The sequence below is a fragment of the Aliisedimentitalea sp. MJ-SS2 genome (genome assembly GCF_032586155.1).
Lineage (GTDB): Bacteria > Pseudomonadota > Alphaproteobacteria > Rhodobacterales > Rhodobacteraceae > JAWHTC01.
On sequence record NZ_JAWHTC010000001.1, the window covers coordinates 940,842 to 964,630 of the forward strand.

Below are 23,789 nucleotides of genomic sequence, written 5' to 3' on the forward strand. Positions count from 1 at the left end.
TCATTTGCCTTAGTGGACAACGCCCCATGGGGCAAGCGGGCCAGAAACATTTCCGTTGCGATTGTGGTGAGGTGTGTTGCCCGGATCAGCCGATTTCACCCAACAGGCGCAGGGCTTCGTCGCGGGGGGCAGCCAGCGGGCTGCGGTCTTCGCCGGGGAAGAACCGGGCTCGGTTGGCCGTGGCCAACGGTTTCGGCGAAAGGACATGGACCTTAGGACCGGACTTGACCGATTCCGCGGCCCAGCTTTGTGCCAGGGCGATCTGCGCGGATTTGGTGGCCCCGTAGGCGCCAAAGAACTTCTCGCCACCACGCGGGTCGTTGAAGAACAGTGCGGTGCCGTCGCAGCCCAGAAGCGGCGCCACGAAACGGATCAGGGTGCCGGTGGCCGCGACGTTGATCGAGACCGACTTGTCCCAATCCTTGGCGTCGATGTGATCGGCTGGGGTCAGGGGGGCGGCATGAATGGCGGTATGGGCCCAGGTGTCGACGCCGCCCCAGCGATCATAGATCGAGCGGCATAGCTGGGCCATCGCGTCAGGGTTGGTGATGTCCATCGGCGCCAGCGTTGCCTTGCCGCCCTTGGCCTGGATGCGGTCATCCAGCTCTTCCAGTGCGCCGGTGGTACGGGCCACAGCAACGATGTGATGCGTGTCGCACAGCGCTTCGGCCAGTCCCGCGCCAAGCCCGCGCGAGGCTCCGGTTATGAGGGCGATTTTCTCGGACATGGGGCTACTCCGTCATTGGCTTGGTGGCGGTATTCCAGAGCGGCGGGCAATAGTCCAGTGTCTGAAGGGCTTGGCGCGCGGTCAGAGCTGCGACATGATCAACCGCAGAGATTGGAGAACGACATGAAACAGCTTCTAGCCGGACTGGCCCTGAGTCTGTCCGCCATGGCGGCGCAGGCCGATGAGATCAGCGGAGATTGGTGCTCCCCGCTGGGCGCGCATTTGCGGATAGAAGGAGAGGAGATTGTCACACCTGGTGGGCAACGCACCCACGGCGTCTATGGGCGTCACAGCTACGAGTTTATTGTGCCCGATGGCGAAGAGGGTGCAGGGCTGGTGGTGCGGATGCAGCAGCTGTCCGAAGAGCAGATGGTGCTGACTTACGAAGGCCGCGACCCGGAAGAGTGGCGCCGGTGCCAGGTGGTCAGCTGATCATTCTGAATCAGCGGCTTCCGCCACGGTTCGATTGGGCGGCAGGGGTGTGCTCGCCGGGTTGGAAAAGCGACCTGTTGCGCCCGGAGGCGGTGAAAACCACCTCGCCGTCGCTGATTGCAGCGACCCTGCGGCCAGCGACGACGTCACCAGGCGCGATGCGCTGAACCGAGCCATTCGGCAGGCGCAGCAGCGCGCCCGGGCTGCCTTTGCTGCCGAAAGTGCCAAGAAGCACGAGGCCTTTGAGATCGATGGCTACGGAGGTGGTGGCCAGGCGCGCGGCCTCGTTGCGGCCCCGCGCGGCTGTGTTGGATTGAGACATGTTGATGGGCTCGTTGATGGGCTCGGCTATCTGATTGCTTCAGGAAGCGTGCAGATATGGATCATGCTGCAGGTGCGAAAGGCCCTGACAGTAGTTCTGCGAAAGCCTGGCGGAAAGGTGCCGAAATGACGGGTTACTCGGCCGCTTTCAGCTCGAATCCCTTTTCGATCATGTCCGACGGGGCCACCGGGTATTCGCCTGAGAAGCAGGCGTCGCAATACTGCGGGCAGGATGCGTCACGGCCCGAAGCCTCGCCCACGGCGCGATAGAGCCCGTCCAGTGAGATGAACTTGAGGCTATCGACGTTGAGGTGATCGCGCATTTCTTCTTCGCTCATCGTTGCGGCCAGAAGCTTTTCGCGTTGCGGGGTGTCGACGCCATAGAAGCAGGGCCACGCGGTGGGCGGGCTTGCGATGCGGAAGTGCACTTCGGCGGCACCGGCATCAAGGATCATCTCCTTGATCTTGCGGCTGGTGGTGCCGCGCACGACGCTGTCATCCACCAGAACCACGCGTTTGCCCCGGATCAGGGCACGGTTGACGTTGAGCTTCAGGCGCACGCCCATGTTGCGAATCTGCTCGGTCGGTTCGATGAAGGTCCGGCCCATGTATTGGTTGCGGATGATGCCCATGCCAAACGGAATCCCGCTTTCGTGGGCATAGCCGATGGCGGCCGGGGTGCCGCTGTCGGGCACCGGGCAAACCAGGTCGGCCTCGACTGGCGTTTCACGGGCCAGTTCCACGCCGATCTGGCGGCGGGTTTCATAGACCGAGCGGCCGCCGATGATGCTGTCGGGGCGGGAAAAATAAACATGTTCGAAAATGCAGAACCGCGCCGATTGCTTGCGGAACGGGAAATGGCTTTCGATCCCCTTTTCAGTTATCACGACCATTTCGCCCGGTTCGATCTCGCGCACCAGCTCGGCGTTGATGATGTCGAGCGCGCAGGTCTCCGAACTCAGCACCCAGCCGCCATCTGCCAGACGTCCCAGCACCAGCGGGCGCACCCCCAACGGGTCGCGCACGCCGATCAGCTTGGTCCGGGTCATGGCTACAACAGAAAAGGCACCCTCGACACGGCGCAAAGCATCCTCCATCCGCTCGGGGATGTTGCGTTGCAGAGATCGCGCCATCAGGTGGATGATGCATTCGCTGTCCGAGGAGCTTTGAAAGATCGAACCGCGTTCGATGAGTTCACGGCGCAAAGCGTTGGCATTGGTGATGTTGCCGTTATGGGCAATGGCGGCGCCGCCCATGGAGAACTCGCCAAAAAACGGCTGCACGTCGCGGATCGCTGCCCCTTTCGAACCGGCGGTGGAATAACGCACGTGGCCGATGGCAAGCGGCCCAGGCAAGGTTTGCATCAGCGATTGCTTGGTAAAGTTGTCGCGGACATAGCCGAACCGTCGGGCGTTGTTGAACCCATAGTCGGGGTGGTGGCTGACAATACCGCCGGCCTCTTGGCCGCGGTGCTGCAGGGCGTGCAGGCCGAGCGCCACGAAATTCGCTGCATCGGTCACGCCGATAACGCCGAATACGCCGCACTCCTCTTTCAGTTTGTCGTCATCGAAAGGGTGGGCAGGCGGCATCTGGAAGGGCACGGTGAGCAGCTCCGAATCCATCGTTTTGGCAACTGACCCGTTCATACGGGCTCAGACGGGCCATGTCACGAAAGGATCACAAAAGAAACCCTGCGCAGTCCACCTGCGGCAATTTTATTGTGACGGTTGCGAACAGGACCCGACAAGTTCTTCGTATTGGCGCGTGATCCAGCCAAGCGCCTCGTCCGGGTTGTTCTCTTCGATCTTACCGGTGAAGCGCGAGAACACGCGATGCGAGCGCGAGTCGTCGATCATCTGGATATCCTGGCTTGTTACCACGGTTTCGTAGACGAAAAAGGCGATGGCAACCAACAGGATGCCGCGCAAAACCCCAAACAGGAAGCCCAGCCCCTGATCAAGCCCGCCAAGGATAGAGCGTTGAACCAGCGAGGAAAACAAGGGCGTAAACAGTGCTGCCACCACGAGCGCGACGGCAAAGACGGCGGCAAAGCCGGCAATCATCGAAAGTTCGCAGCTGTCAGCCAGGAAATCTCCCAGCATGGGGACCTCTTTGACCAGCGGTTGCACCTGCGGGGCGAATATGAAGGCAAGGATGGCGGCCACGATCCAACCGGCAATTGCCAGCGCCTCGCGCACAAGGCCGCGCGAATAGGCCAACAGTGCCGAGACCACGATGATGAGCGCAACAACGCCGTCGATGATGGTGAAACCTTCCATGGGTGTTCCCTCTAGTCCTGTTGCCGCGCCTCAACCTGCGCCAAATGTTTCCCCGACGAAGCTCGCCAGATCGCGCATCTTCGTCAGCTTCATATCACTGGACGGGGCAGATTTCCCACCCGCTGGCGTGATTGCAGAGGTGAAACCAAGTTTTTGCGCTTCTTTCAACCTGTTTTCCGTCTGGGACACCGCGCGAAGGGCGCCCGAGAGGCTGATTTCGCCGAAGACAACGGTATCTGCAGGGAGCGCGGCATCTTCTCGCGCGGACAGCAGAGCCGCTGCCACCGCCAGATCGGCTGCAGGTTCGCTGACCTTCATACCGCCGGCGACGTTGAGATAGACATCGAGCCCGGCAAACGGGATACCACAACGCGCCTCAAGAACGGCGAGGATCATGGCAAGGCGGCTTCCGTCCCAGCCGACTACGGTGCGGCGCGGTTGGGAATGCGGACTGGGGGCCACAAGCGCTTGAAATTCCACGAGAACTGGTCGCGTTCCTTCGATCCCTGCAAAGACGGCTGAGCCCGGTGTCGGGTCGCCGCGTTCGCTGAGGAACAGGGCCGAGGGGTTGAGGACTTCTGCGAGGCCGTTGCCGGTCATTTCGAACACGCCGATCTCGTCCGCCGGGCCGAAACGGTTCTTAACAGCGCGCAGCACGCGGAACTGATGACCGCGCTCGCCTTCGAAATAAAGCACCGTGTCGACCATATGTTCGACCACGCGGGGACCGGCGATCTGGCCTTCCTTGGTGACGTGACCCACCAGGATGACAGAGATGCCGACCCGTTTGGCAAAGCTGGTCAGTTCATGCGCGGCGGCGCGGACCTGGCTAACCGAACCGGGGGCGCTGTCGACATTGTCGGCCCACATCGTCTGAATCGAATCGATGATGGCCAGCGCCGGGCGCTCGGCCTCGAGCGTGGTGAGGATGTCGCGCAGGTTGGTTTCGGCGGCCAGTTGTACCGGGGCATCCGTCAAGTCGAGGCGGTTGGCTCGCATGCGCACCTGGGCGCTGGCCTCTTCTCCGGAAACATAAATTGTTTTCAGACCCTTGCGGGCGAAAGCTGCAGCAGCCTGCAACAGCAGCGTCGACTTGCCGATGCCGGGATCTCCGCCGACCAGGATCGCCGAGGCGGGCACCAGCCCGCCGCCCAGAACCCGGTCCAACTCTCCTAGCCCGCTGGTGGTGCGCGGCGGCGGGGTCTCTTGCGTGCTCAGATCGCTGAGCGCCATGGCCTTGCCACGTGCGTTGCCCAGCGATTTTTTCGCCGGACCAGCCGAAGACAGTGCGGTCTCTTCGGCGATGGTGTTCCATTCGCCGCAATTGTCGCAGCGTCCGGACCACTTGGTGTAACGCGCGCCGCAGCTTGAACAGGTGAAACTAGGGGTTTTTGCCATGGCTGCGGTGATGCATCAGAGCGCGGGTGCCGTCAAACATCAATTTTGGAATGGCAGTTTCCGGCACCGTGGTTAACGCGTTGCCAGGCGACCGTTCGGTGCGGTGTGCGGTTATACCGCGCCGAATCTTTTGAGGGTCCGTTCGGTCAGCATGCTGATTGCAAATGAGGCGATGATACAGGCGGTAAAAAGATAGAGACCCCAGGCGGTTTCGATCTTGCCGATGCCGATCCCCTTGGAAATCGTGATGTAGAGCGCGATGAGAAAGATGTCGGCCATTGCCAGTTTACCCAGCACATGCAGCACCGGTGCCACCACCGGAGAGAGCAGGTTGAAATGCGTAAGAGCAAGCCCTATCGTCTTGATATAAGGGGCGAAAAGCGCAAAGAACGTGACCAGAAGGGCCAGGAAGACATCCACGCCCCAGAGCGCCTGAAGCCCGGAAATCACCGAGATTTCATCAAGGTCAAACAGCGGCAGGCCAAGGCCGGCGCGCATCATTGGTGCAAACCAGGCGATGGGAAACAGGATCAGCAGGGACAGGTTGGCAATGCGCAGCATGGGGGCCTCGGGGTTGTCGTTCGTCATCACCTAAGGGCTCGGGATTGTTCACGCAATGAGGCGAATTAACCGGATGGTCATTTTGATGACCGTTCGGTGGCCGGGAAAAACCGGTGTATGGACTCCGTCTGGTTTCTGTCGGGTATCCGTCGGGCGTTCGGTGCGGCAAGTGGTTGTTAACGACGAAGGTTAACGGGCCGGACGGTGGAGTGGTGGGTTGGCACCCATCCTACGTCAGCGCACCGCCTCGATCGGGCCGTCGGCGCGGCCATGGATGAACTGGTCGAGATAGGGGTCGCCGCTGGCGTCCATGTCGGCCACCGGGCCGGTCCACTGGATCACGCCGTCATGCAGCATGGCGACATTGTCGGCAATGGCGCGCACCGAGGACATGTCATGGGTGATGGTCATCGCAGTGGCGCCCATTTCGACCACGATTTCGCGAATGAGCTCGTTGATGACGCCCGACATGATCGGGTCAAGCCCGGTGGTGGGCTCGTCAAAGAAGATGATCTCGGGCTCGGCGGCGATGGCGCGGGCGAGGCCGACGCGTTTCTGCATACCGCCCGAAAGTTCAGCCGGAAAGAGATCGGCGGTTTCGGGTTTCAGGCCGACGCGGCGGAGTTTTTCGATCGCGATCTCGCGGGCTTGCGCCTTGGGGCGTTTGAGCGAGCCGCGCAGCAGGCGAAAGGCGACGTTTTGCCAGACGGGGAGGCTATCGAACAGCGCACCACCCTGGAAGAGCATGCCGAAACGCGCCAGGAAGGCGTCGCGGTCGCCTGAATGGACGTCCTTGCCGTCGAGAGTAATGGTGCCCGCATCGGGCTCGATCAGGCCGAGGATGCATTTCAGCGCGACGGATTTGCCGGTGCCCGAACCGCCGATGATGACCATCGAAGTGCCCTTGTTGATGGTCAGGTTCACGCCTTGCAGGACGCGTTTGGGGCCGAAGGCCTTGTGGACGTTTTTCAGGTCTATCATTCTGGCGGTGTCTCTGGTGGAGAGACCCGGGGGCGCTGCCCCCGGACCCCCGGGATATTTACGGCAAAAGGAAGAGGGGGGCGTGTGTCATGCGGAGAAGAAGAGTTCGGTGAGGATGTAGTTGGCGGCGAGGATCAGGACAGAGGCGGCGACGACGGCGGATTTGGTGGCGCGGCCGACGCCCTGGGCGCCGTGGCCGGAGTGCATGCCGTAGAAACAGCCCATGGTGGCGACGAGGAAGCCGAAGACCGCGCCCTTGATCAGGCCCGAGACCACGTCCCACATTTCGAGGAAATCAACGGTGTTTTTCAGGTAGGCGGCGGCGTTGAAATCAAGCCGGGTGATGCCGACGAGGTAACCGCCCATGATGCCGATGGCGTCGCCGACGCCGACCAGAACCGGCACGGCCAGGGTGGCCGCCAGCACGCGCGGCAGGGTGAGGTATTTCATCGGGTTGGTCGACAGGGTGACGAGGGCGTCGATCTGCTCGGTCACTTTCATGGTGCCGATTTCAGCGGCAATCGAGGAGGCGACGCGGGCGGCGACCATCAGGCCGCCCAGAACGGGGCCAAGTTCGCGCGCCATGCCGATGGCAACGATCGAGGGCACGACGCTTTCTGCGTTGAAGCGCGAGCCTCCGGCGTAGATCTGCAGCGCCAGCGCACCGCCGGTGAAAAGCGCGGTGAGGCCGACCACGGGCAGCGACAGCCAGCCGATCTGGATCAGCGCGTTCAGGAATTCACGCGTGTAAAAAGGCGGGCGCAGCAGGTGGCTGACGGTTTCTAACGCAAACAATGCCACCCGGCCTATGAGGGCGAGCGCGGCCAGTACGGGGCGGCCAATGGCGGCGAGAGGAGCAGTGAGGGTCATCCGCCGACGTACCGCCGTGCGTAACGCGGGCCCAGCGAGGTGAGGATTTCATATCCGATGGTGCCTGCGGCGGCGGCGAGATCGTCGACCTTTTGCTTGGCACCGAGAATGTCGAGCGCGTTAGGGACCTCGGACAGGTGGGTGATGTCGACGCCGATCAGGTCCATCGAAACGCGGCCCAGGATCGGGCAGGGCGTGTCGCCGAACCAGAGCTGGCCGGTATGCGACAGCGCCCGCAAAAGGCCATCGGCGTAGCCGCCGGCAACGGTCGCAATGCGGGATGGGACCTCGGCGGTCCAGGTGTTGCCATAGCCGACGGTTTCGCCGGGTTCCAGATCGCGGGTCTGGATCATCGGCAGGGTGAGGCGCACCACCGGCGTGGCGAGATCGAAGGGCAACCCGCCATAAAGGCCGATGCCGGGGCGGGTGACGTCGAAATGGTAATCATTGCCGAGCAGGATGCCGCCCGTGGCAGCAAGCGAGCGAGGCGCGTCGACACCGGCGGTCATTTCCGCAAACTGGGCCAGCTGCTGGCGGTTCATGTCGTGGTTGGGTTCATCCGCGCAAGCGAGATGCGACATGATCAGGGTCGGGTTCTGGGCCAGGGCGATGTCGCGCACCGCGCCCCATTCGACCGGTTCCATGCCCAGCCGGTTCATGCCGCTGTCAAGCTGGATGCCGAAAGGGGCCCCAGGGAGGGCCTCGACATGGCGCAGGAGCTGATCGACATTGTTGATCATCGGCGTCAGCGTCATGTCGCCGATCATGTCGGTGTCGCCGGACATGTGGCCGGAAAAAACATTGATTTCCGGGCCGGGACCGAGGGCTTCGCGCAGCGCGGCGCCTTCTTCGGCGACGGCAACAAAGAAGCGGCGCACCCCGGCCTTGGCCAAGGCACGGGCGACCTTGGCGGCACCCAGGCCATAGCCGTCGGCCTTGACCACGGCGCCGGTTTCCGCGTCACCAAGCGCCGCGAGGCTGCGCCAGTTCTGCACCAGCGCGTCGAGATCGATTGAAAGAGTTCCTGTAGCCATGGGGCTTTGTTCACGGAGGGGGCAAAGAGGTCAAGGGGGAATGGTGAGAGATGATGCGCAGCGGGATTAGGTTTTCTGTTGGAGTAAATTTTCGCTAAGCGGGATTTGGGCGGATTCAAGGCCCTTGGGCCGCCGCCCAACCGCCAAATCGCCCGCAGGGCTGGCGATATCGAGAGGGCGTGCTTCATTGCGGGGCGGCGCGTGTTTCTCGGCAATAATGGGGGTGCCGCAACCGTTTGGTCGCCAGCCCACGATCTGGCGATTGGGCGGTTTGGCGCGTGACCAGCAGAAGGTCGCTGGGCGTTTCAGTTGCCCGGCAGCGCGTTTTCCATGCAGCTGATCACCCGTCAGCTGCCAATGCCGCAAGTTTCACGCAGGCCTGTGTTGCCAGACCCATATCCTGAACCGAGATCCACTCCAGCGGCCCGTGCAGGTTCTGCATGCCGGTGAAGATGTTGGGGCAGGGGATGCCCAGTTCGGTCAGGCGCGAGCCATCGGTGCCGCCGCGGATGGGTTGCGAAAGCGGTTCGACCCCAACGGCGCGGGCGGCGGCGCGGGCGAGGTCGACCGGTGTCATGTCCTCTTCCAACCAGTAGCGCATGTTGCGGTATTGCGGAGTAATGTCACAGCGGATGCGGGCGCGCGGTTCGGTGGCCTGCACGGTGGCGCATACGCGACGCAGCAGATCGCCCTTGGCCGCCAGCCCGACGCGCTCGAAATCGCGCAGGATGAAGGTGAGCGTGGCTTGCGCGGCGGTGCCCTGCATGTCGGTGATCATGATGAAACCGTCGCGGCCGTCGGTGGTTTCCGGAGTCTGTGTCGTGTGAGGCAATGTCTGAATGATCTTGGCGGCCAGATGCAGGGCATTGACCAGCTTGCCCTTGGCGGTGCCAGGGTGGATCGAGACCCCATCGATATGAACCTTGGCGCCGTCGGCGGAAAAGCTTTCATACTCGATCTCGCCAATGGCACCCCCATCGAAGGTGAACGCGAAATCGGCAGCGAGATCTGCGGGCAGACGTTCATGCACGCCCCGGCCGATTTCTTCGTCCGGGGTAAAGGCGACACGGATCGGGCCATGGGGAATGGATGGGTTGTCCAGCAGGTGGCGCATGGCGGTCATGATGATGGCGACGCCGGCCTTGTCATCGGCACCCAAGAGCGTGGTGCCGGAGGCGGTGATGATGTCATGGCCCTGTTTCCCGGCCAGATAAGGGAAGTCGTTGGGGCTGAGGATCAGATCGGGGTTGTCGGCAAACCGGATCGGACCGCCGTCATAGGCCCGGTGCACCACCGGTTTGACATCTTCGGCGTGAAACCCCGGCGCGGTGTCGACATGGGCGAGCAGGCCCATAGTGGGGGCATCGGTGTTGCCGGGTATGGTGGCGAGAACTGCGCCATAGTCGGTGAGCGTCACATTCTCGGCACCGATTTCGGTGAGTTCGGAGACGAGCTGGTTCTGCATGTTGAACTGGATCGCGGTGCTGGGCGAGGTGGCGGAACTGGCGTCGCTTTGGCTGTCGATGGCGCAATAGCGGGTCAGACGGCTTTCAAGCTCGGAATCGAATTGGGTTTTCATTTGTCATCAGCCTTTTGGCGGGGATTTGTGGTGGTCATAGGCGGCGCCCAGTTCGGCGCGCAGGAAGTTGTCGAAATTGAGCGGGTCATAATTTGGCGTGCCGGTGCCGGGCAGCGGCGTGACGGTGGTGCTGACATGCGGGTCGTAGAAGAAGGGCACCGAATAGCGCTCGTGCCCGGAGCGGTTGATGACGCGGTGCGGAGTCGACTTCAACCGGCCATTCGACATCCGGTGCAGCATGTCGCCGACATTGACGACGAAAGCGTCGGGAATCGGTGGGGCGTCGATCCAGTCGCCGGTTTCGGTCTGGACCTGCAAGCCGCCGACATCATCCTGGGCCAGGATGGTGAGCGCGCCGAAATCGGTATGCGGAGCCGAGCCGTAGAGATCCTCGGCACTTGCGGGCGGTGACGGAGGATAGTGCAGCAGGCGCAGCCAGGTGGTGGGGGTGTCGAAGGCTTGGAGGGTTTCGGCTTGGGCCTGTGGCGTGGCGCCGGTCGCGGCAAGGGCGATCTGGATCAGGCTGTGTCCGAGCCGTAGGAGGGCGGTGTGGTAGGCCTCGAGCGTCTCGCGAAAGCCCGGCAGGTCGGGCCACTGGTTGGGGCCGGATAGGAAATGCGCCGGGTCATGGGCCGCGTCCTCGCGCATCATCATGAAGGATTCGGACTGGTTCGGCTTGGTGACCTCGGCGAGCTGCGAATTGACGTCTGTTGAAGTGTTGATCGGGATGTAACCGCGGTGATGACCATCCAGTTCGACCTGCATCTTGGTTTCGAGCGGCTGGTCGTGGAAGCGGCGGTTCATGTCGAATACCTGCGCACGCAGAGCGGGGTCGATGCCGTGGCCAATGATATAGCCAAAACCGACTTCGCCGTAAGCGCGGGCAAAGGCGGCGGGCAGGTCGGGCGTGGTGGCAAGGTCGATGATCGGGATATCGGACGTGGACATGGGGGCAAGGTGCTTTGGCGGGAAGCGGTTGGCAAGGGGGTGCATGTGCTCGGGCCATAAGCGCTGCCCCGGTTGAGGGCCATGCTGCGGGTTGCGACCGCAAGCCGCTGTGTTCCAACATCCCGGCCCGCCTCATCATCTGACCGGAAATGCCCCGGGGTGGGGGGTGGTTCCCCGGCCGGTCGGATTGCGCAGGCAGTTCGAAAGTCGGCTCCAGGCCAAACATGACCTCTACCTGCGTGGAGGGACAAACGGCTCAGCGGCTGAAGAAATCGAGTCGCATGTTGCGATGCCAGATCTTTTCACCGACCAGGCAGTCGTAGGAACGGCTGCGCCAGAGCCGTTCAGGTTGCGCCGGACGCGCCGCCAGTTCGAGTACCAATTTGCGGCGGACGGCCCGGGAGAACTCGCTCCAGTCGCGCACCGGCAGGACAAAGGCGCCGGGGCCGCCGATGACGCATTCGGCGTAGTAGAGATCAAGGTCTGGGATGCTCCATTCGTCCCAAGCGCGACCATGGGGCATGAGGGGTAACCCGTTGATGATGATGCCCTGCGTCAGCAGTCGGTCGCGGGTGGGGGCGACCGGCGGGCCGGTGTTGTTGGGGCCGTCACCGGAGATGTCGAGCACTTTGCGAAGGCCGCGGAACTTATTGGCTTCAAAAGAATTTGCTGCAAAAAACATAACAGATGACATGGAGGTGCCGCGCTGTGTGGTTTCGAAATTGGTAGCGATCTCCTCGGCAATCTCGGCGGCATCGTCTGGGGTGTCGAGCCGAGTCCAGGGCACGATGGTACGCATTCTTCCAACCCCGGCCCATTCGACATAGGTAATGGCAATCTTGCCGAGCGGACCACGCTCGATGGCGTGCAGGACCTCCGGGCTGGTGAGCGCTGCGGCATAGCCCTGGCGTTGCAGGTCAAGTTCTTCGAAGCTCATGGATTGGGACATGTCGACGGCCAGAAACAGTTCGACATCAACCTCCTCGGCGTATGAGACGCTGGCCAGCACGCAGAGGATCAAGGACAAAAGGCGCATGCCTTATTGAGACCGGGCAGTCCGTCAAAGTCCAGACGCGTGTCATCAGTCGTAAAGAGTCACGCCTTTTTCGGGATGAGCGGTGTAATGGTTGAGGCGTGTTTCCAGCGTTCCGTCATGCAGTTCCAACCGGTGGCCGTCGGGGTCGAGGAAATAGACCGAGCCGCCTTCGGAGTGGTTGTCTTGCCAGAGCGGGGCCTGGGCGGCGATGCGGGCGGCAAGGGTATGATAGTCCGATGAAGAAAACGCGATGTGGGTGTAATCGGTGCGTTGATCGACGGCATCAGCGCGGGTCAGGCACAGCCAGATCGTTCCGAGTTCGAGATAGGCCCCGTCCGACCAGCCAGCGCGCAGATGGCCGCCCAGAAGGTCGCGGTAGAAGGCGATGGACCGCGGCAGTTCGGTAACGGCAAGCGTGATGTGATTGAGACCGGTGACCTGCGCCATGGCGTCAGGGCATTTCGGCACGGGAGTGCCACCAGATGCGGACCTCGGTGGCAAGACCTTCAGGATTGAACTGGCCCACCAGCGTCCCGTCGAGGATGAGATAGGGCAGCGGGTCACCCGGTTTGCGGTCGGGCAGGCCGGTGCCGGTGGATTTGGCCCAGATATCAAAGAGCTCCTCGGACGAGACCTGGTATTCGGTATGCCAATGGGCGAATCCGCCATTGGGAGTTTCTGCCAGCACTTCGTTGGAGTGGGTGATATTGTCCTGCAGCTTGATCCGGTCCCAGTAAACCTTGCGCAGCTCCCAGGTGTCCTGACATTGGAACGGGGTGTTCCAATATTGCCCGTCCGGCGTGAACAGATCGGCGAAGCCCTCGCTGTCCTGAGCTTCCCAGACGCGCTTGTAGGCATCCATGAAGGCGTGGATTGGCATCAGAAGTCTCCGCCGCCGCCTTGTTGCCAGGGTTTCACGAGGTTGCCAAAGCGGGTGAATTCTGGCGTGAAGCTGAGTTCAACCGTGCCGATGGGGCCGTGGCGTTGCTTGCCGATGATAACCTCGGCTTTGCCGTGCAGCTTTTCGCCCTTCTCCATCCATTCGGCCATGTTCGGGCTGTCATCATCGGGTTTTTCCCGCTCGTGATAGTACTCGCCACGATAGACGAACATGACCACGTCGGCGTCTTGTTCGATCGAGCCGGATTCGCGCAGGTCCGAAAGCTGCGGGCGCTTATCTTCGCGGCTTTCGACCTGACGGGAAAGCTGCGACAGGGCGATGACGGGAATGTCGAGCTCCTTCGCAATGGCTTTCAAACCCATCGAGATTTCGCCTATTTCCTGCACCCGGTTGTCCGAGGTGCCGCGCACCAGCTGCAAGTAGTCAACGATCAGAACGTCAAGCCCGTGAATCCGTTTCAGGCGTCGGGCGCGGGCCGCGAGCTGGGAAATCGGGATGGCGGCAGTGTCGTCGATGTAGAGCGGACAGGCTTCCAATTGTTTGGCGGCATCGACGAAGCGGCGGAATTCGCTTTCGTCCATGTCACCCTGGCGAATCTTGTGCGACGAGATTTCCGAAGCTTCGGCGAGGATACGGCCGGCGAGCTGCTCGGCGCTCATTTCAAGGCTGAAAAAGCCCACGACGCCGCCGTCAATCGCGCCTTCGGTGCCATCCGGGCGGGTGCCGCGTTTATAGGCCTTGGCGATGTTGAAGGCGATGTTGGTGGCGAGCGAGGTTTTCCCCATCGAGGGACGCCCGGCAAGGATCAGAAGGTCGGATTTGTGCAATCCACCAAGCTTTTCATCCAGGTCGACCAGCGCAGTGGGGACGCCTGCCAAGCCGCCTTCGCGCTGGTAAGCCGCATTTGCGACGTTGACCGCGTCGGTGACGGCCTTGAGGAAGCTTTGAAAGCCGCTTTCGGTCTGCCCCTGTTCAGCCAGTTGATACAGCGCCTGTTCGGCTTCGACGATCTGTTCTTTCGGCTCCGACGCGATGTCGACCTTGGCGGCCTTGGTCGAGATGTCGCGACCCAAGGCAATAAGGTCGCGGCGGATCGCCAGGTCATAGATCATCTGGGCGTAATCGCGCACTGCAAAGGCCGAGATCGCCGCCCCGGCAAGACGGGCGAGATAGGCCGGGCCGCCAAGTTCCTTGAGGCCGTCATCATCTTCGAAGAAGGCCTTGAGGGTCACCGGAGAGGCGAGGTTGTTCTTGGCGATACGGGCCGCGGCGGTTTCATAGATGCGGGCATGGACCGGGTCATAGAAATGCGACGAGGTGATGATCGAGGCAACCCGGTCATAGATGTCATTGTTGGTCAGGACCGCCCCGAGAAGCTGTTGTTCGGCCTCGATCGAGTGCGGCATGGTGTCGGGATTTTGTACCTCGGCACCGGTCGCGTTGAAGGTTGATACTTCGTTCATTGATCTTCCACTCTGTCGCCGTGGCCACGTCATACGCGGGGCCGGGCGGCGGGGGCAAATTGTATGTTTCTGTGGATAGTTTGTGGGTATCGCCTGACCCCGGATCGACCCCATGATATTGCGGTCGCAGCGGGTGTGTTGTCAAGATTTGGGGGTGAAGGTGGGCAGATTGCCCACCCCACGAGGCTTTGCGGGACAGATTGACCAAGCGTCAAGACGGCGCCTGTATCAGCCCTTCTTATGCATTTCCTGCCAGGCGCGCGGATCACTCAGGAACGATTCGACACCGGCCAGGGTTTCGGCGTCAAAGGCGCCTTGCGCCTTGGCCTCGGCCAGCACGTCCCACCAGGTGCAGAGGTAGTGCAGCGAGACGCCGTGATCACCGAGCGTCTTCTCGGTTTCCGGGAAGATGCCGTAGTAGAAGATCACCGCCGTGTGGGCGCAGGTGGCGCCGGTGTCGCGGATGGCGTCGACGAAAGAGAGTTTCGAGCCGCCATCGGTGGTGAGGTCCTCGACCAGCAGGACGCGCTCGCCCTCGTGCATGGTGCCTTCGATCCGGGCACCACGGCCATAGCCCTTGGGTTTCTTGCGCACGTAGGTCATTGGCAGGCCGAGCCGCTCGGCCATCAAGGCGGCGAAAGGAATGCCGGCGGTTTCGCCACCGGCGACGTTGTCGAAGGCTTCGAACCCGGCGTTGCGCATGACGGTGACAGCCATGAAGTCCATCATCGTCGAGCGAATACGCGGGTAGGAGATCGGTGTGCGGCAGTCGATATAGGTCGGGCTGGGCAGGCCGGAGGCGAGCGTAAAGGGCTCGCGCGAATTGAAATGCACCGCCTTGATTTCCAGGAGCATCCGGGCGGTGAGGCGGGCAATTTCATCTTTGCTGGGGTAGGACGTGGGGATCATGTGTACGGGCCCTTGTTCTGGTGGCGAGACCCGGGGGCGCGGCCCCCGGACCCCCGGGATATTTCTGGCAAAAGGAAGAGGTCAGGTGACATTCCAGTGGATGGGGAAGCCCGGGTCGAACACTGTGACGGTTTCGGAGCCGGCGGGGATGGTGGCGGGCCAGGTGATCGGCTCGGCCTGCCGGGTGAGGGTGATCGTGTCTTGGTTGACGGGCAGGCCGTAAAAGGCGGGACCGTGGAGCGAGGTGAAGCCTTCGAGCTTGTTGAGCGCATCGGCCGCGGCGAAGGTCTCGGCCAGGATCGAGAGCGCGTTGGGGGCGGTGAAACAGCCCGCCGAGCAGCATTCGGCCTCTTTCTTGTGGGTCGGGTGGGGCGCGCTGTCGGTGCCGAGGAAGAAGCGTTTGTCGCCGGAGGTGGCGGCGGCGAGCAGTGCTTCGCGGTGGGAGCCGCGTTTCAGGATCGGCAGGCAATAGTAATGCGGGCGCATGCCGCCAACCAGCATGTCGTTGCGATCGAGCACGAGGTGCTGGACGGTGATCGTGGCACCAAGGTCTTTGTCATTGGATTTGACATAATCAGCACCTTGCGAGGTGGTGATGTGCTCCATCACCACGCGCAGGCCCGGCGTGGCGCGGCGGATCGGGTCGAGCACGCGGTCGATGAACACCGCCTCGCGGTCAAAGATGTCGATGTCTGCATCGGTGACCTCGCCATGGACGCAGAGCGGGCAGCCGATTTCGGCCATGCGATCCAGCACGGCGCGGACGTTTTCGAAATTGCTGACACCCGAGGCCGAGTTGGTTGTGGCCCCGGCGGGGTAGAGCTTGACGGCGGTGATCAGGCCGGAGGCATGGGCGGCGGCGAGATCGTTCGGGTCGGTGTCCTCGGTCAGATAGAGCGTCATCAGCGGGGTGAAATCGGCACCATCGGGCATCGCCGCGAGGATGCGGTCACGATAGGCTGCGGCCTGGGCACCGGTTACCACCGGGGGCACCAGGTTGGGCATGATGATCGCGCGGGCAAAATGGCGGGTGGTTTCGGGCAAAACACCGGCAAGCATGGCGCCATCGCGCAGGTGCAGGTGCCAGTCATCGGGGCGGCGAATGGTGATCTGGGTCATGCCCTGCCGATTAGCCCAAACGGAAGCGGGTGACCAGAGGATTTAACGGCGCAGGGCCGGGGATCAGAGCCGCTCGGGGGGAATGACGACGCCGCCGTCGCGGGCCTCGCGTTCGAGCTGTTTCAGGCGGCGGGAAAAGCGTGGGGCATGATCGAAGCGTTTGAGCACGTTGCGGCAGATCATGGTGGCAAGCCAGGGCCGGTCCTGTCGGTCGACATGGGCCAGCACGGCACGCAGGTAGGGCGGGTATTCCCGGCGATGCCGCATCAGGCGGGCGAAATTCGTGGTGTTCAACTTGTCCGAACCGGCACGGGCCAGTAGCGGGAACAGGAGCTGCATCTCGAGAAGCTCGGTCTGGATCGTCGACCCCATGAAGCGCAGACGGAATTTCTGCACGTTGGGCCGGGTGAAAAGCGCGGCATGCATCGCGTCCAGTTCGACCTGGGGGTCATAGATCACATATGCGTGCGATGCGGCATCGAGCATGTCGGGGGCATAGCCGTAGCGGTCGGTGAACGAGGTGCGGCGCATCTCGACAAAGCGTTCGTCCCACTCGGTAACGCGCGGGTCGAGTGTGGCCTGGGGTTGGATCGCCAGAACGGTGGCACCGGGGGCAGCGACCGAAAACGCCGCCGCTGCATAGCCGCAGGGACCGGCGCCATAAAAGATGATGTTGTCGAATTCGTCGAAAAACCCGTCGTCGATCAGCGCATCGAAATAGCCATAGACCGCCGGGTCGCGGAACCACGTGTCGCCTTCGGAAATCACCGACAGCGACGACCAGCCGAGCGCGCGGGTCAGCTCCCAGCCCAGCGGCTGGGCGGTGTCCGAGAGCGTGCGAATACCTTGAATCGATTCAAAGCTGACAAGAAGGGTGGCGCCGGCATCGACAAAAGCGGCGAGGTGCTTTTGGCCAAGCGGTTGGAAATGGCCACGCTCGTCGGCGATATCCGCCAGACGGTTCAGCCATTCTGCCTTGTCGAGCCCCGCAAGCGGGGTATCGAACGTATTGGGCGTGTCTTGCATCGCGTTTTTGCCTCTGCTCGCCGCTGCTTTCATGCATGCTGGTCGGGTGTTTGCCGACCGTGATAGGCGGCAATTCAGGCGAAATTGCGAAAAATCCGTGGGGTTTTGCGGGTAAGGCGCTAGCCCTTTTCGGCTGTCTTTTCGGCGGCCCGCCCAAGGTTGGCCTGCCGGGTCAGAAAGTGGGCAGCTTGCAACGGTACGGAGCGCGAGGGCGGGGTTTGCAGCAACCGGCCATAAAGGGCCCGATAGGGCTCCAGCTGCATCAGTTCGAGGAAGCGGGATTTGCGCCAGGCGACGGCGGCGGCGTGCAATTCGGCGAGTTTCACATCCGATGCCAGCGCATCCAACTGGGCAGAACGGGGGGCGGCAAGAGCCTGAATGCTGGTGTCGTCCTCGATCATGTAGTTGCGCTCGACCCAGTAGTCGAGATCTAGCATGTGATCGCCGTGTACCGCCCGGCCTCGGTCGGCCTTGATGACGAAATTTTCCATGCTGCCAAGGGGATAGTGGTTGAGCTGCGCCAGGCCGTAATTGGGCCGGCCAAAGGGCGAAAAGATCTTGGCGGTCTTGAATTTTGCGTCCAGTTCACGACCGTGGCCGTCGAACCAGCGGGCCTGCTCCACCCGGTCGTGATCGGGCTGGCGCGGGCGGTGGATGCCGAGTTTTCCATAGGTGCCGTCGGCGCGGTAGAGCGTCTTGAACATCGAGGCGCGCCAGGGCCAGTACATCACCTCGGGGGCGGCACGGGTGAAGGTGTCGAGAATCGGAGTGTCTTCGTAACGCGCCAGCCCCATCGAGCCGAACAGCCTCCAGGTCAGGGTGATGGCTGTGGCATCCGGCAGGGCGGCCAGCAGCGCCGGGATGGTGTGATCGCCGACATGGATATTGATGAATTCGTCGGCGTCCAAGGTGATCACCCAGTCGGCTTTGCGCACCTCGGGGCGTTTGTCGGCGCGTTTCATTGCCGTGAACTGGATGCCCCCTTTGTCATGGGGGCCGTCGTTGCGGATGTGTTTGACAAGGCCCATCTCGTCGAGCCGGTCGAGCATAGTGTCGGTGCCGTCGTCGCAATCGTTCGAAAAGACCAGGAAATCGGTGATACCCACGGCCATATGGTGGGCGAGCCATTCCAGTAGGTAGGCGCCTTCGTTTCGAACCGTGAGGACTGCAAGGATTTTCAAAGGCTTACCACTCTCTTCGGAAGACGACGACCTTGCGGTAGGACCAGCGCGGATAATAGGTGAGGCCGGCCTCGTGCATGGCCTCGAAGACCGCGCGCACGCCTGTCGCGCCGATCCATTGCGGGTGCAGTTCGATCACCGCGGCACGCAGCTTGTCGTATTTGAGCGCCGGGAGGAGGTCGGCTTCGCCACCTTCGATGTCGCAGATCAGGACGTCGGGTTTGACCTCTTTAAACACCGTGTTGATGCCGCGGACCTCGACCTTTTCGACCGAGACGATACCGTCTTCAGGTCCGGTGTTGGGATCTAGCGCCGAGGCGAGGAAGTTCTGGCGGACGTAGAAATCGCGCGGCGGACCCTTGCGCGGCGCCAGAAGGGCGTTGTGGACATGGGCGTTTTCGACGCCGTTCAAGGCGTGGGCCGAACGGATATAGTCGATCAGCATCGGGTTGGCTTCGAAGCTGTGGATTTGTTTCACCGGTTTGTGTGCGCCGATCAGGGTCGAGATATAGCCGATGCCGCCACCCAGTTCGAGAATGCTGTCACCTTCGCGGGCGATCTTCATCACGGCGTCGGCCTCGTACCCCTCGTATTCGTGACGGCGCAAGGCCTTTCGGGTGCGAGGCCGGATGACATCGGGGTTCTTGGGCATCTTGATGCCACGAGACTTGATGAAGGGGATTGGTTGGTCGCTCATCAGATCAACTCTCCATATCGAGCGCCAACGCATAGGCGACGCGCTCGGTCTCGGTCAGCTTGATGGTCAGGGCCTGCTCGTAAAGATCCTGGAACTCGGGCATTCCATGCAGCTCGTCGGCCTTGGCGCGGTGCCAGGCGAGGCCGGATTGGTGCAGTTTGTTCAGCGTGCCATCCGCCAGAAGACGGTCCATTTCGGCGCGGGTGCGGGGAATGTTGCGCTTGATGGTGATGTCGCGGAAATTCGACCAGTCCATGCGGATCCAGTAGTTGATGCCGATCGAGCGGTCGACATGGAGGGCGCGGCCACGCTGGCGCTTGATCAGGTAGCTTTCGGCCGATCTCAGCGCGTAGTGATTGAGCTGAATCAGGTCGTAACCGATTGACTTCTTGGAGCTTCTCCAGCCTTTTTCAGCAGCTTCGCGGGTCATGTCATGGCCTGAGCCATTGACCCACCTGACCTTGCCCTTGAAGGCGTCGTCGAGCTTGTTGGGGCGGTGGCAAGAGATTTTTGCGTAGGCCCCGATATTGCGGAACATGGTCTTGAAGCCCCAGACGGTGTGTGGCTTGGGGCAGAATTTCGGGGCGCAGGTGTCGAACTGTTGGATCACCAGTTCGTCGGCGAGGTCGGTCACACCGTTATGGCCGAACAGCCGCCAGGTCATGGCGACATTGGTGGCATCGGGGACGTGTTCGAAAAAGTCTGCAAGCGTGCCGTTGCCGCAGCGTACATTGATGAACTCGTCCACGTCGATATGGGCGATCCACTCGGCGTTTTTGATGACCGGTTCCTTGAGCGCCTGGTTGAGGGCGTATTGCTGCGGTGAATTGCCCTTCCAGTTGTCGTTGTTGCGGTGCTGAAGCACGCCAAGCTCTTGCAACCGATTAAGAATTTCGGATGTGCCATCCGAGCAGTCATTGGTGTAGATCAGGAAATTGTCGATGCCCATGGCGCGGTGGTAGGCGATCCATTCAACGATATAGGGGGCTTCGTTCTTCATGCAGCCGACGATCACGTTGCCGGAGTTGTTTTTCGGCAGATCGCGCGGGGTGATTTCGGCGTAAGCGGCGGCCAGTTCTTCCTCGTTGACGCGGCCCAAACGGTTGTGCGGGGCGAAGGAGGAATGTTGAAGTTTTTCGAAATTTTGCTGGGCGAGGGGGGGCATGATCTTGCGGGCGACCTCGCTGAGGCCGTCAGCGGGGGCCTCATCGCCCCCGCTCGCGGCAGATTTTCCATGAAAATCGCCTGCCGGGGCAGTGGCATGCGCGCGCGCCTCGGCGGTGTGCGCGCTGCCATTGAGCTGGTTCAACGCGGCAAGCTTGGTCGTCTTGGCTTCGCGGGTGGCCTTGTCGATGCGCCACATGAAGGAAAGCAGGTATTGCGAGGCGCGGTAGCCATTACCGGGATCGGCCTCTTCCCACGCATCGGCGGCGGGATCGGGGGTCAGGCAGGCCTTGGTCAGGGCCGGATGGGCCTTGAGCAGGGCTTTTGAGGCTGGTGCGAAGGCGGTTGAAATCTCGGACAGGGCGCCGGGGTCGATGGCGGGGCCGTCGATGGCGATTTCGTTGATGAACTTGCGCCAGAGCATGCGAGGCAGGATGCGCTTGCGGCTGCCCAACACCTTGAGCAGCAATTCATTGAGCTGGCGCGCGCGGGCGAGCCAGGCAGCGGAGGGGTGCGCGGGGGGATCGACCGGCTCGGCGCGGCCGATATTGGCGGTGATGCCAAAGGTGTCGCGGATTTCCCCGGTCACATCGACCCCGTGTAACCTGTCAGCATCATACGGGCGTAGGGACATGCTGCCCTGGCCAAAGACGCCTTCCCAATGCTTGACCAGTCTTGCGTAGTCGAGCCAGAACGCAGGGGTCTGGGTTTCGAGGAACTGCCCGGCCTGCGGGTCGATCTGATGCGCATCAAGCAGGGCGTCGCCCCACCAGTCGGCGCTACCGGCCAGTTCGAATTCGAGATCAAGTGGCGCGGCGCGGCCTTCGAGGACCTGCGACGCGTAGTGACGGCTCAGCAGGCGGCCCGGTTCGTCGATATGGGCGACGACTTCGATGTCGGTGGTCAGAGGTGACAGCAGCGCCTTGAGCCGTTCGAGCTCGGACATGCGCGCCAGCGAACTGCCCAGTTGCGAGGCCGACAGGATCAGGAGGTCGGGCTTGTGGGTCTCGACCTCGCGCGCCAGACCGGCGGCGACCTGTTCGCGCAGATCGGCCTGCGACGCAGGCGCAATGTAGCCGCGATTGTAGCGCAGCGGGTCGATATGGTCGGGATCACTCACGGCCATATAGAGCCTTGTGTGATTCTTGGACCCGGGCGAGCGCGGGTAGAGCACGCCTTTGGAGAGCAGCCCTTCACGCTTGGCATTCAGCACCGATTGCAGCCGTTCGGCCCCGACCTGTTCCAGGCCAATGTGGAGGATGAGCTTCATGAGGCAACCTTACTGATATTATTGGACTTACTGTCCGTACTGTTGACATTGAGGCGGCCCCACCAAGGCAGATCACAACCAAGGTGGGCGGCGATTTTCTCGCGGGCCTCAGGGTTGGCGATGTCGAACTTCAAATAGTTCGGGTCGCCATCGAATATCCGATCAAGAAAGGCGTGATGGGCGGAAATCCAGCGGGCGCGTTCCTGGCCGGTTTCACCGTAGCCCACAGGCAGGCCGGGTACCGTGAGTTTCGGCAGGCGATGGCTGCCAAGGTCCGACCAGCGCAACAGGCTCATTGCGTGGTCTCGCGGGTTGCGGGACGAAGCGAGGAAGCGGGTTGAGGGGTGATGTTGACGGATCGCCTCGATCACGCCGAAATCGGTTTGTGGCCAAAAGGAGTGGCCGCGGCGCAGCTTGTTGATTTCGGTGAAGGCGTTGAAGTCCTCGAGGTGCTCCAGCGGATCGCCGGTAGTGAAATAGCCCTCGTATATCAAGCCGCCAACGAATCTCCCGCGCAGCTCGGGGTTTTCGGTGTCCGCCGGGCGAATGCGATAGTCGGCCACCGTGAACCCAGCCTCTCGTAAGGCGCGGGCCAGCGTGGTGGTGCCCGATTTCGGCAGGCCGAGGTTGATGACGATCGGCAGGCTCACGAGGCCAGCCCCAGCTCGACCAGCATGCTCTGTTCCTGCGGACTGATCCGAGGGGCGGTGCGCAATTGTTCATACATGCCGCGATAGGCCGGCTGGGCCAGCAGTTCGTCGCGTTTGGTGATGTGGGCCGCCACAGCTTTGTCGTGCAGTGCTTTGATTTTGCTGTCGGACTTCAAATCATCCAGTGCCGATTTAAGATCAGGCAAGTAGCGGTGGATCGAGGTGTCCAGGAACACGTCGTCATTACGCTCGCGCCAATAGGTATCGTCAAAAGCGCGGTTTTCGCGGTTGACGTCGCCGCGGTCGTTCTTGACGAGGTAGCTGTCGAGTGAACGCAGGGCATAATGGTTGAGCGTGGCGTATTCGCGCGCGCCCTGAGCCGGGAATTTGCGGATACGGCGTGGGTTGGCGGCCACGAGGAAGCGATGCGGCACTGTGCGGCCCGCGCCATCGGTCCAAGTGGGATGTTTCTTCTTGGGCAGCTTGTCGCGGAAAAACGGTCGATGAGCGCCGAAATACTTCAGCGGAAAGTCATGGCGCATCAAGGATTTGACTTCGATCGCCGTTTCGCCGCACCACAAATCCGGGTTATGCGAACGGGTGAACTGTTCAATGATTGGACGGTCGGCGTATTTCTCGATGCCGCAGTCGGAAAAGAACTGGAAGTGCAGCGATATGGCCTGGGGGTTGCCGCAGGCCTCGACCAGGGCAGGGATGGTGTGGTCGCCAACATGGATATTGAGGAATTCGTCGACATCCGCGACCCAGACCCAATCGGCTTCGGTCACGATTTCCCACCTCTTGGCGTCCTTCAGCGCCTCCATCTGGTAATTGCGCCCCTGGGCTGGGTTGGGCAGGTGCTGTACCAATCCGCGGTCTTGCAGCGCCTCTAGAAGCTCATCGGTGCCGTCGGTGCAATCGTTGGAATAGAACAGGTGATCGGTGACGCCGATCAGCCGGTTGAAGGCGATCCATTCCAGAAGGAACGGCCCTTCGTTTTTCACACAAGTCACCGCCGTGATGCGCATATCTACGCTCCCGCCGGTCTGCCGGTTGGCATTGTCATGGGGCTGCCCGCCTTGCTGCTTTTTTCTGTTCCACGGCTTTTTGCCATGGTTTTGTTGAAAAACAGCATCGCATCCGGGGGCGCTTGCGTCAATCTTTCAAGGGGATTTTAGCGATTTGGCGGTCAACACGCGACGTTGGTGTTGCTTGACCGCAGCGCGATGTCATGAAGAGATGC

24 protein-coding genes are annotated in these 23,789 nt (G+C 61.9%); 1 reads left to right on the forward strand and 23 read right to left on the reverse strand.

The window, feature by feature from the left end; translation table 11 throughout:
* Window positions 1–85 precede the first annotated feature (85 nt).
* Entirely contained in the window at window positions 86–727 is a 642-nt protein-coding gene (locus RXV86_RS04630) for an SDR family oxidoreductase (RefSeq protein WP_316297857.1), read from the reverse strand.
* A 123-nt stretch (window positions 728–850) separates the two neighbouring features.
* Here RXV86_RS04630 and RXV86_RS04635 point away from each other — a divergent pair, with 123 nt between their 5' ends.
* Window positions 851–1,159 (forward strand): hypothetical protein, encoded by a 309-nt coding sequence (locus tag RXV86_RS04635; protein ID WP_316297859.1) that lies wholly within the window; start codon window positions 851–853, stop codon window positions 1,157–1,159.
* Between the two features lie 10 nt (window positions 1,160–1,169).
* On the opposite strand, the gene RXV86_RS04640 is transcribed toward RXV86_RS04635, so the two are convergent.
* The 22 genes from RXV86_RS04640 to RXV86_RS04745 all read right to left on the reverse strand — a co-directional run bounded on the left by RXV86_RS04640 (window position 1,170) and on the right by RXV86_RS04745 (window position 23,574).
* Window positions 1,170–1,481, reverse strand: coding sequence for an amidophosphoribosyltransferase (locus RXV86_RS04640; RefSeq protein ID WP_316297861.1), 312 nt, complete (start codon window positions 1,479–1,481; stop codon window positions 1,170–1,172).
* A 133-nt stretch (window positions 1,482–1,614) separates the two neighbouring features.
* Window positions 1,615–3,069 (reverse strand): amidophosphoribosyltransferase, encoded by a 1,455-nt coding sequence (gene purF, locus RXV86_RS04645; RefSeq protein ID WP_316298448.1) that lies wholly within the window; start codon window positions 3,067–3,069, stop codon window positions 1,615–1,617.
* Between the two features lie 126 nt (window positions 3,070–3,195).
* Window positions 3,196–3,759 carry a CvpA family protein gene (locus tag RXV86_RS04650; protein ID WP_316297863.1) on the reverse strand — a complete coding sequence of 188 codons (564 nt, stop codon included), beginning with the start codon at window positions 3,757–3,759 and terminating at the stop codon, window positions 3,196–3,198.
* A 30-nt stretch (window positions 3,760–3,789) separates the two neighbouring features.
* Window positions 3,790–5,157 carry a DNA repair protein RadA gene (gene radA / locus RXV86_RS04655; RefSeq protein WP_316297864.1) on the reverse strand — a complete coding sequence of 456 codons (1,368 nt, stop codon included), beginning with the start codon at window positions 5,155–5,157 and terminating at the stop codon, window positions 3,790–3,792.
* A gap of 111 nt (window positions 5,158–5,268) precedes the next feature.
* Window positions 5,269–5,718 (reverse strand): paraquat-inducible protein A, encoded by a 450-nt coding sequence (locus RXV86_RS04660; protein WP_316298449.1) that lies wholly within the window; start codon window positions 5,716–5,718, stop codon window positions 5,269–5,271.
* 234 nt (window positions 5,719–5,952) lie between these two features.
* Window positions 5,953–6,699, reverse strand: coding sequence for an ATP-binding cassette domain-containing protein (locus RXV86_RS04665; protein ID WP_316297866.1), 747 nt, complete (start codon window positions 6,697–6,699; stop codon window positions 5,953–5,955).
* Window positions 6,700–6,786: 87 nt separating this feature from the next.
* Window positions 6,787–7,569 (reverse strand): ABC transporter permease, encoded by a 783-nt coding sequence (locus RXV86_RS04670; protein WP_316297868.1) that lies wholly within the window; start codon window positions 7,567–7,569, stop codon window positions 6,787–6,789.
* A complete protein-coding gene (alr, locus tag RXV86_RS04675) occupies window positions 7,566–8,603 on the reverse strand; it encodes an alanine racemase (RefSeq protein ID WP_316297869.1) in 1,038 nt (345 codons plus the stop codon). The genes RXV86_RS04670 and alr overlap by 4 nt, the downstream gene beginning before the upstream one ends.
* 340 nt (window positions 8,604–8,943) lie before the next feature.
* On the reverse strand, window positions 8,944–10,182 hold the full coding sequence (gene pepT / locus RXV86_RS04680) for a peptidase T (protein ID WP_316297870.1): 1,239 nt from the start codon (window positions 10,180–10,182) through the stop codon (window positions 8,944–8,946).
* 6 nt (window positions 10,183–10,188) lie between these two features.
* Entirely contained in the window at window positions 10,189–11,130 is a 942-nt protein-coding gene (locus RXV86_RS04685; protein WP_316297872.1) for a 2OG-Fe(II) oxygenase family protein, read from the reverse strand.
* A 256-nt stretch (window positions 11,131–11,386) separates the two neighbouring features.
* The gene (locus RXV86_RS04690; RefSeq protein ID WP_316297873.1) at window positions 11,387–12,151 is read right to left on the reverse strand and encodes a DUF1194 domain-containing protein; all 765 of its coding nucleotides are present in this window, start codon (window positions 12,149–12,151) and stop codon (window positions 11,387–11,389) included.
* Between the two features lie 60 nt (window positions 12,152–12,211).
* On the reverse strand, window positions 12,212–12,613 hold the full coding sequence (locus RXV86_RS04695) for a VOC family protein (RefSeq protein WP_316297875.1): 402 nt from the start codon (window positions 12,611–12,613) through the stop codon (window positions 12,212–12,214).
* 4 nt (window positions 12,614–12,617) lie between these two features.
* On the reverse strand, window positions 12,618–13,046 hold the full coding sequence (locus RXV86_RS04700; protein WP_316297877.1) for a nuclear transport factor 2 family protein: 429 nt from the start codon (window positions 13,044–13,046) through the stop codon (window positions 12,618–12,620).
* Entirely contained in the window at window positions 13,046–14,530 is a 1,485-nt protein-coding gene (locus RXV86_RS04705; RefSeq protein WP_316297879.1) for a replicative DNA helicase, read from the reverse strand. The genes RXV86_RS04700 and RXV86_RS04705 overlap by 1 nt, the downstream gene beginning before the upstream one ends.
* Before the next feature lie 228 nt (window positions 14,531–14,758).
* A complete protein-coding gene (locus RXV86_RS04710) occupies window positions 14,759–15,439 on the reverse strand; it encodes an orotate phosphoribosyltransferase (RefSeq protein ID WP_316297881.1) in 681 nt (226 codons plus the stop codon).
* Between the two features lie 81 nt (window positions 15,440–15,520).
* A complete protein-coding gene (gene pyrC, locus RXV86_RS04715) occupies window positions 15,521–16,558 on the reverse strand; it encodes a dihydroorotase (RefSeq protein WP_316297882.1) in 1,038 nt (345 codons plus the stop codon).
* Between the two features lie 63 nt (window positions 16,559–16,621).
* Window positions 16,622–17,584, reverse strand: a complete 963-nt coding sequence (locus RXV86_RS04720; RefSeq protein WP_316297883.1) for a phosphoadenosine phosphosulfate reductase — start codon at window positions 17,582–17,584, stop codon at window positions 16,622–16,624.
* A gap of 119 nt (window positions 17,585–17,703) precedes the next feature.
* A complete protein-coding gene (locus RXV86_RS04725) occupies window positions 17,704–18,765 on the reverse strand; it encodes a glycosyltransferase family 2 protein (RefSeq protein ID WP_316297885.1) in 1,062 nt (353 codons plus the stop codon).
* Window positions 18,766–18,769: 4 nt separating this feature from the next.
* On the reverse strand, window positions 18,770–19,462 hold the full coding sequence (locus RXV86_RS04730; protein ID WP_316297886.1) for an FkbM family methyltransferase: 693 nt from the start codon (window positions 19,460–19,462) through the stop codon (window positions 18,770–18,772).
* A gap of 4 nt (window positions 19,463–19,466) precedes the next feature.
* Window positions 19,467–21,896, reverse strand: a complete 2,430-nt coding sequence (locus RXV86_RS04735; RefSeq protein ID WP_316297887.1) for a glycosyltransferase family 2 protein — start codon at window positions 21,894–21,896, stop codon at window positions 19,467–19,469.
* Entirely contained in the window at window positions 21,893–22,546 is a 654-nt protein-coding gene (locus RXV86_RS04740; protein ID WP_316297889.1) for a hypothetical protein, read from the reverse strand. The genes RXV86_RS04735 and RXV86_RS04740 overlap by 4 nt, the downstream gene beginning before the upstream one ends.
* Entirely contained in the window at window positions 22,543–23,574 is a 1,032-nt protein-coding gene (locus RXV86_RS04745) for a glycosyltransferase family 2 protein (RefSeq protein WP_316297890.1), read from the reverse strand. Before RXV86_RS04745 ends, RXV86_RS04740 begins: the two co-directional genes overlap by 4 nt.
* Between the last annotated feature and the right edge of the window lie 215 nt (window positions 23,575–23,789).

Coding starts and splice junctions, on each gene's coding strand:
- RXV86_RS04630 (WP_316297857.1), bottom strand. CDS start 727: ATGTCCGAGAAAATCGCCCTCATAACCGGAGCCTCGCGCGGGCTTGGC.
- RXV86_RS04635 (WP_316297859.1), top strand. CDS start 851: ATGAAACAGCTTCTAGCCGGACTGGCCCTGAGTCTGTCCGCCATGGCG.
- RXV86_RS04640 (WP_316297861.1), bottom strand. CDS start 1,481: ATGTCTCAATCCAACACAGCCGCGCGGGGCCGCAACGAGGCCGCGCGC.
- purF (WP_316298448.1), bottom strand. CDS start 3,069: ATGCCGCCTGCCCACCCTTTCGATGACGACAAACTGAAAGAGGAGTGC.
- RXV86_RS04650 (WP_316297863.1), bottom strand. CDS start 3,759: ATGGAAGGTTTCACCATCATCGACGGCGTTGTTGCGCTCATCATCGTG.
- radA (WP_316297864.1), bottom strand. CDS start 5,157: ATGGCAAAAACCCCTAGTTTCACCTGTTCAAGCTGCGGCGCGCGTTAC.
- RXV86_RS04660 (WP_316298449.1), bottom strand. CDS start 5,718: ATGCTGCGCATTGCCAACCTGTCCCTGCTGATCCTGTTTCCCATCGCC.
- RXV86_RS04665 (WP_316297866.1), bottom strand. CDS start 6,699: ATGATAGACCTGAAAAACGTCCACAAGGCCTTCGGCCCCAAACGCGTC.
- RXV86_RS04670 (WP_316297868.1), bottom strand. CDS start 7,569: ATGACCCTCACTGCTCCTCTCGCCGCCATTGGCCGCCCCGTACTGGCC.
- alr (WP_316297869.1), bottom strand. CDS start 8,603: ATGGCTACAGGAACTCTTTCAATCGATCTCGACGCGCTGGTGCAGAAC.
- pepT (WP_316297870.1), bottom strand. CDS start 10,182: ATGAAAACCCAATTCGATTCCGAGCTTGAAAGCCGTCTGACCCGCTAT.
- RXV86_RS04685 (WP_316297872.1), bottom strand. CDS start 11,130: ATGTCCACGTCCGATATCCCGATCATCGACCTTGCCACCACGCCCGAC.
- RXV86_RS04695 (WP_316297875.1), bottom strand. CDS start 12,613: ATGGCGCAGGTCACCGGTCTCAATCACATCACGCTTGCCGTTACCGAA.
- RXV86_RS04700 (WP_316297877.1), bottom strand. CDS start 13,046: ATGCCAATCCACGCCTTCATGGATGCCTACAAGCGCGTCTGGGAAGCT.
- RXV86_RS04705 (WP_316297879.1), bottom strand. CDS start 14,530: ATGAACGAAGTATCAACCTTCAACGCGACCGGTGCCGAGGTACAAAAT.
- RXV86_RS04710 (WP_316297881.1), bottom strand. CDS start 15,439: ATGATCCCCACGTCCTACCCCAGCAAAGATGAAATTGCCCGCCTCACC.
- pyrC (WP_316297882.1), bottom strand. CDS start 16,558: ATGACCCAGATCACCATTCGCCGCCCCGATGACTGGCACCTGCACCTG.
- RXV86_RS04720 (WP_316297883.1), bottom strand. CDS start 17,584: ATGCAAGACACGCCCAATACGTTCGATACCCCGCTTGCGGGGCTCGAC.
- RXV86_RS04730 (WP_316297886.1), bottom strand. CDS start 19,462: ATGAGCGACCAACCAATCCCCTTCATCAAGTCTCGTGGCATCAAGATG.
- RXV86_RS04735 (WP_316297887.1), bottom strand. CDS start 21,896: ATGAAGCTCATCCTCCACATTGGCCTGGAACAGGTCGGGGCCGAACGG.
- RXV86_RS04745 (WP_316297890.1), bottom strand. CDS start 23,574: ATGCGCATCACGGCGGTGACTTGTGTGAAAAACGAAGGGCCGTTCCTT.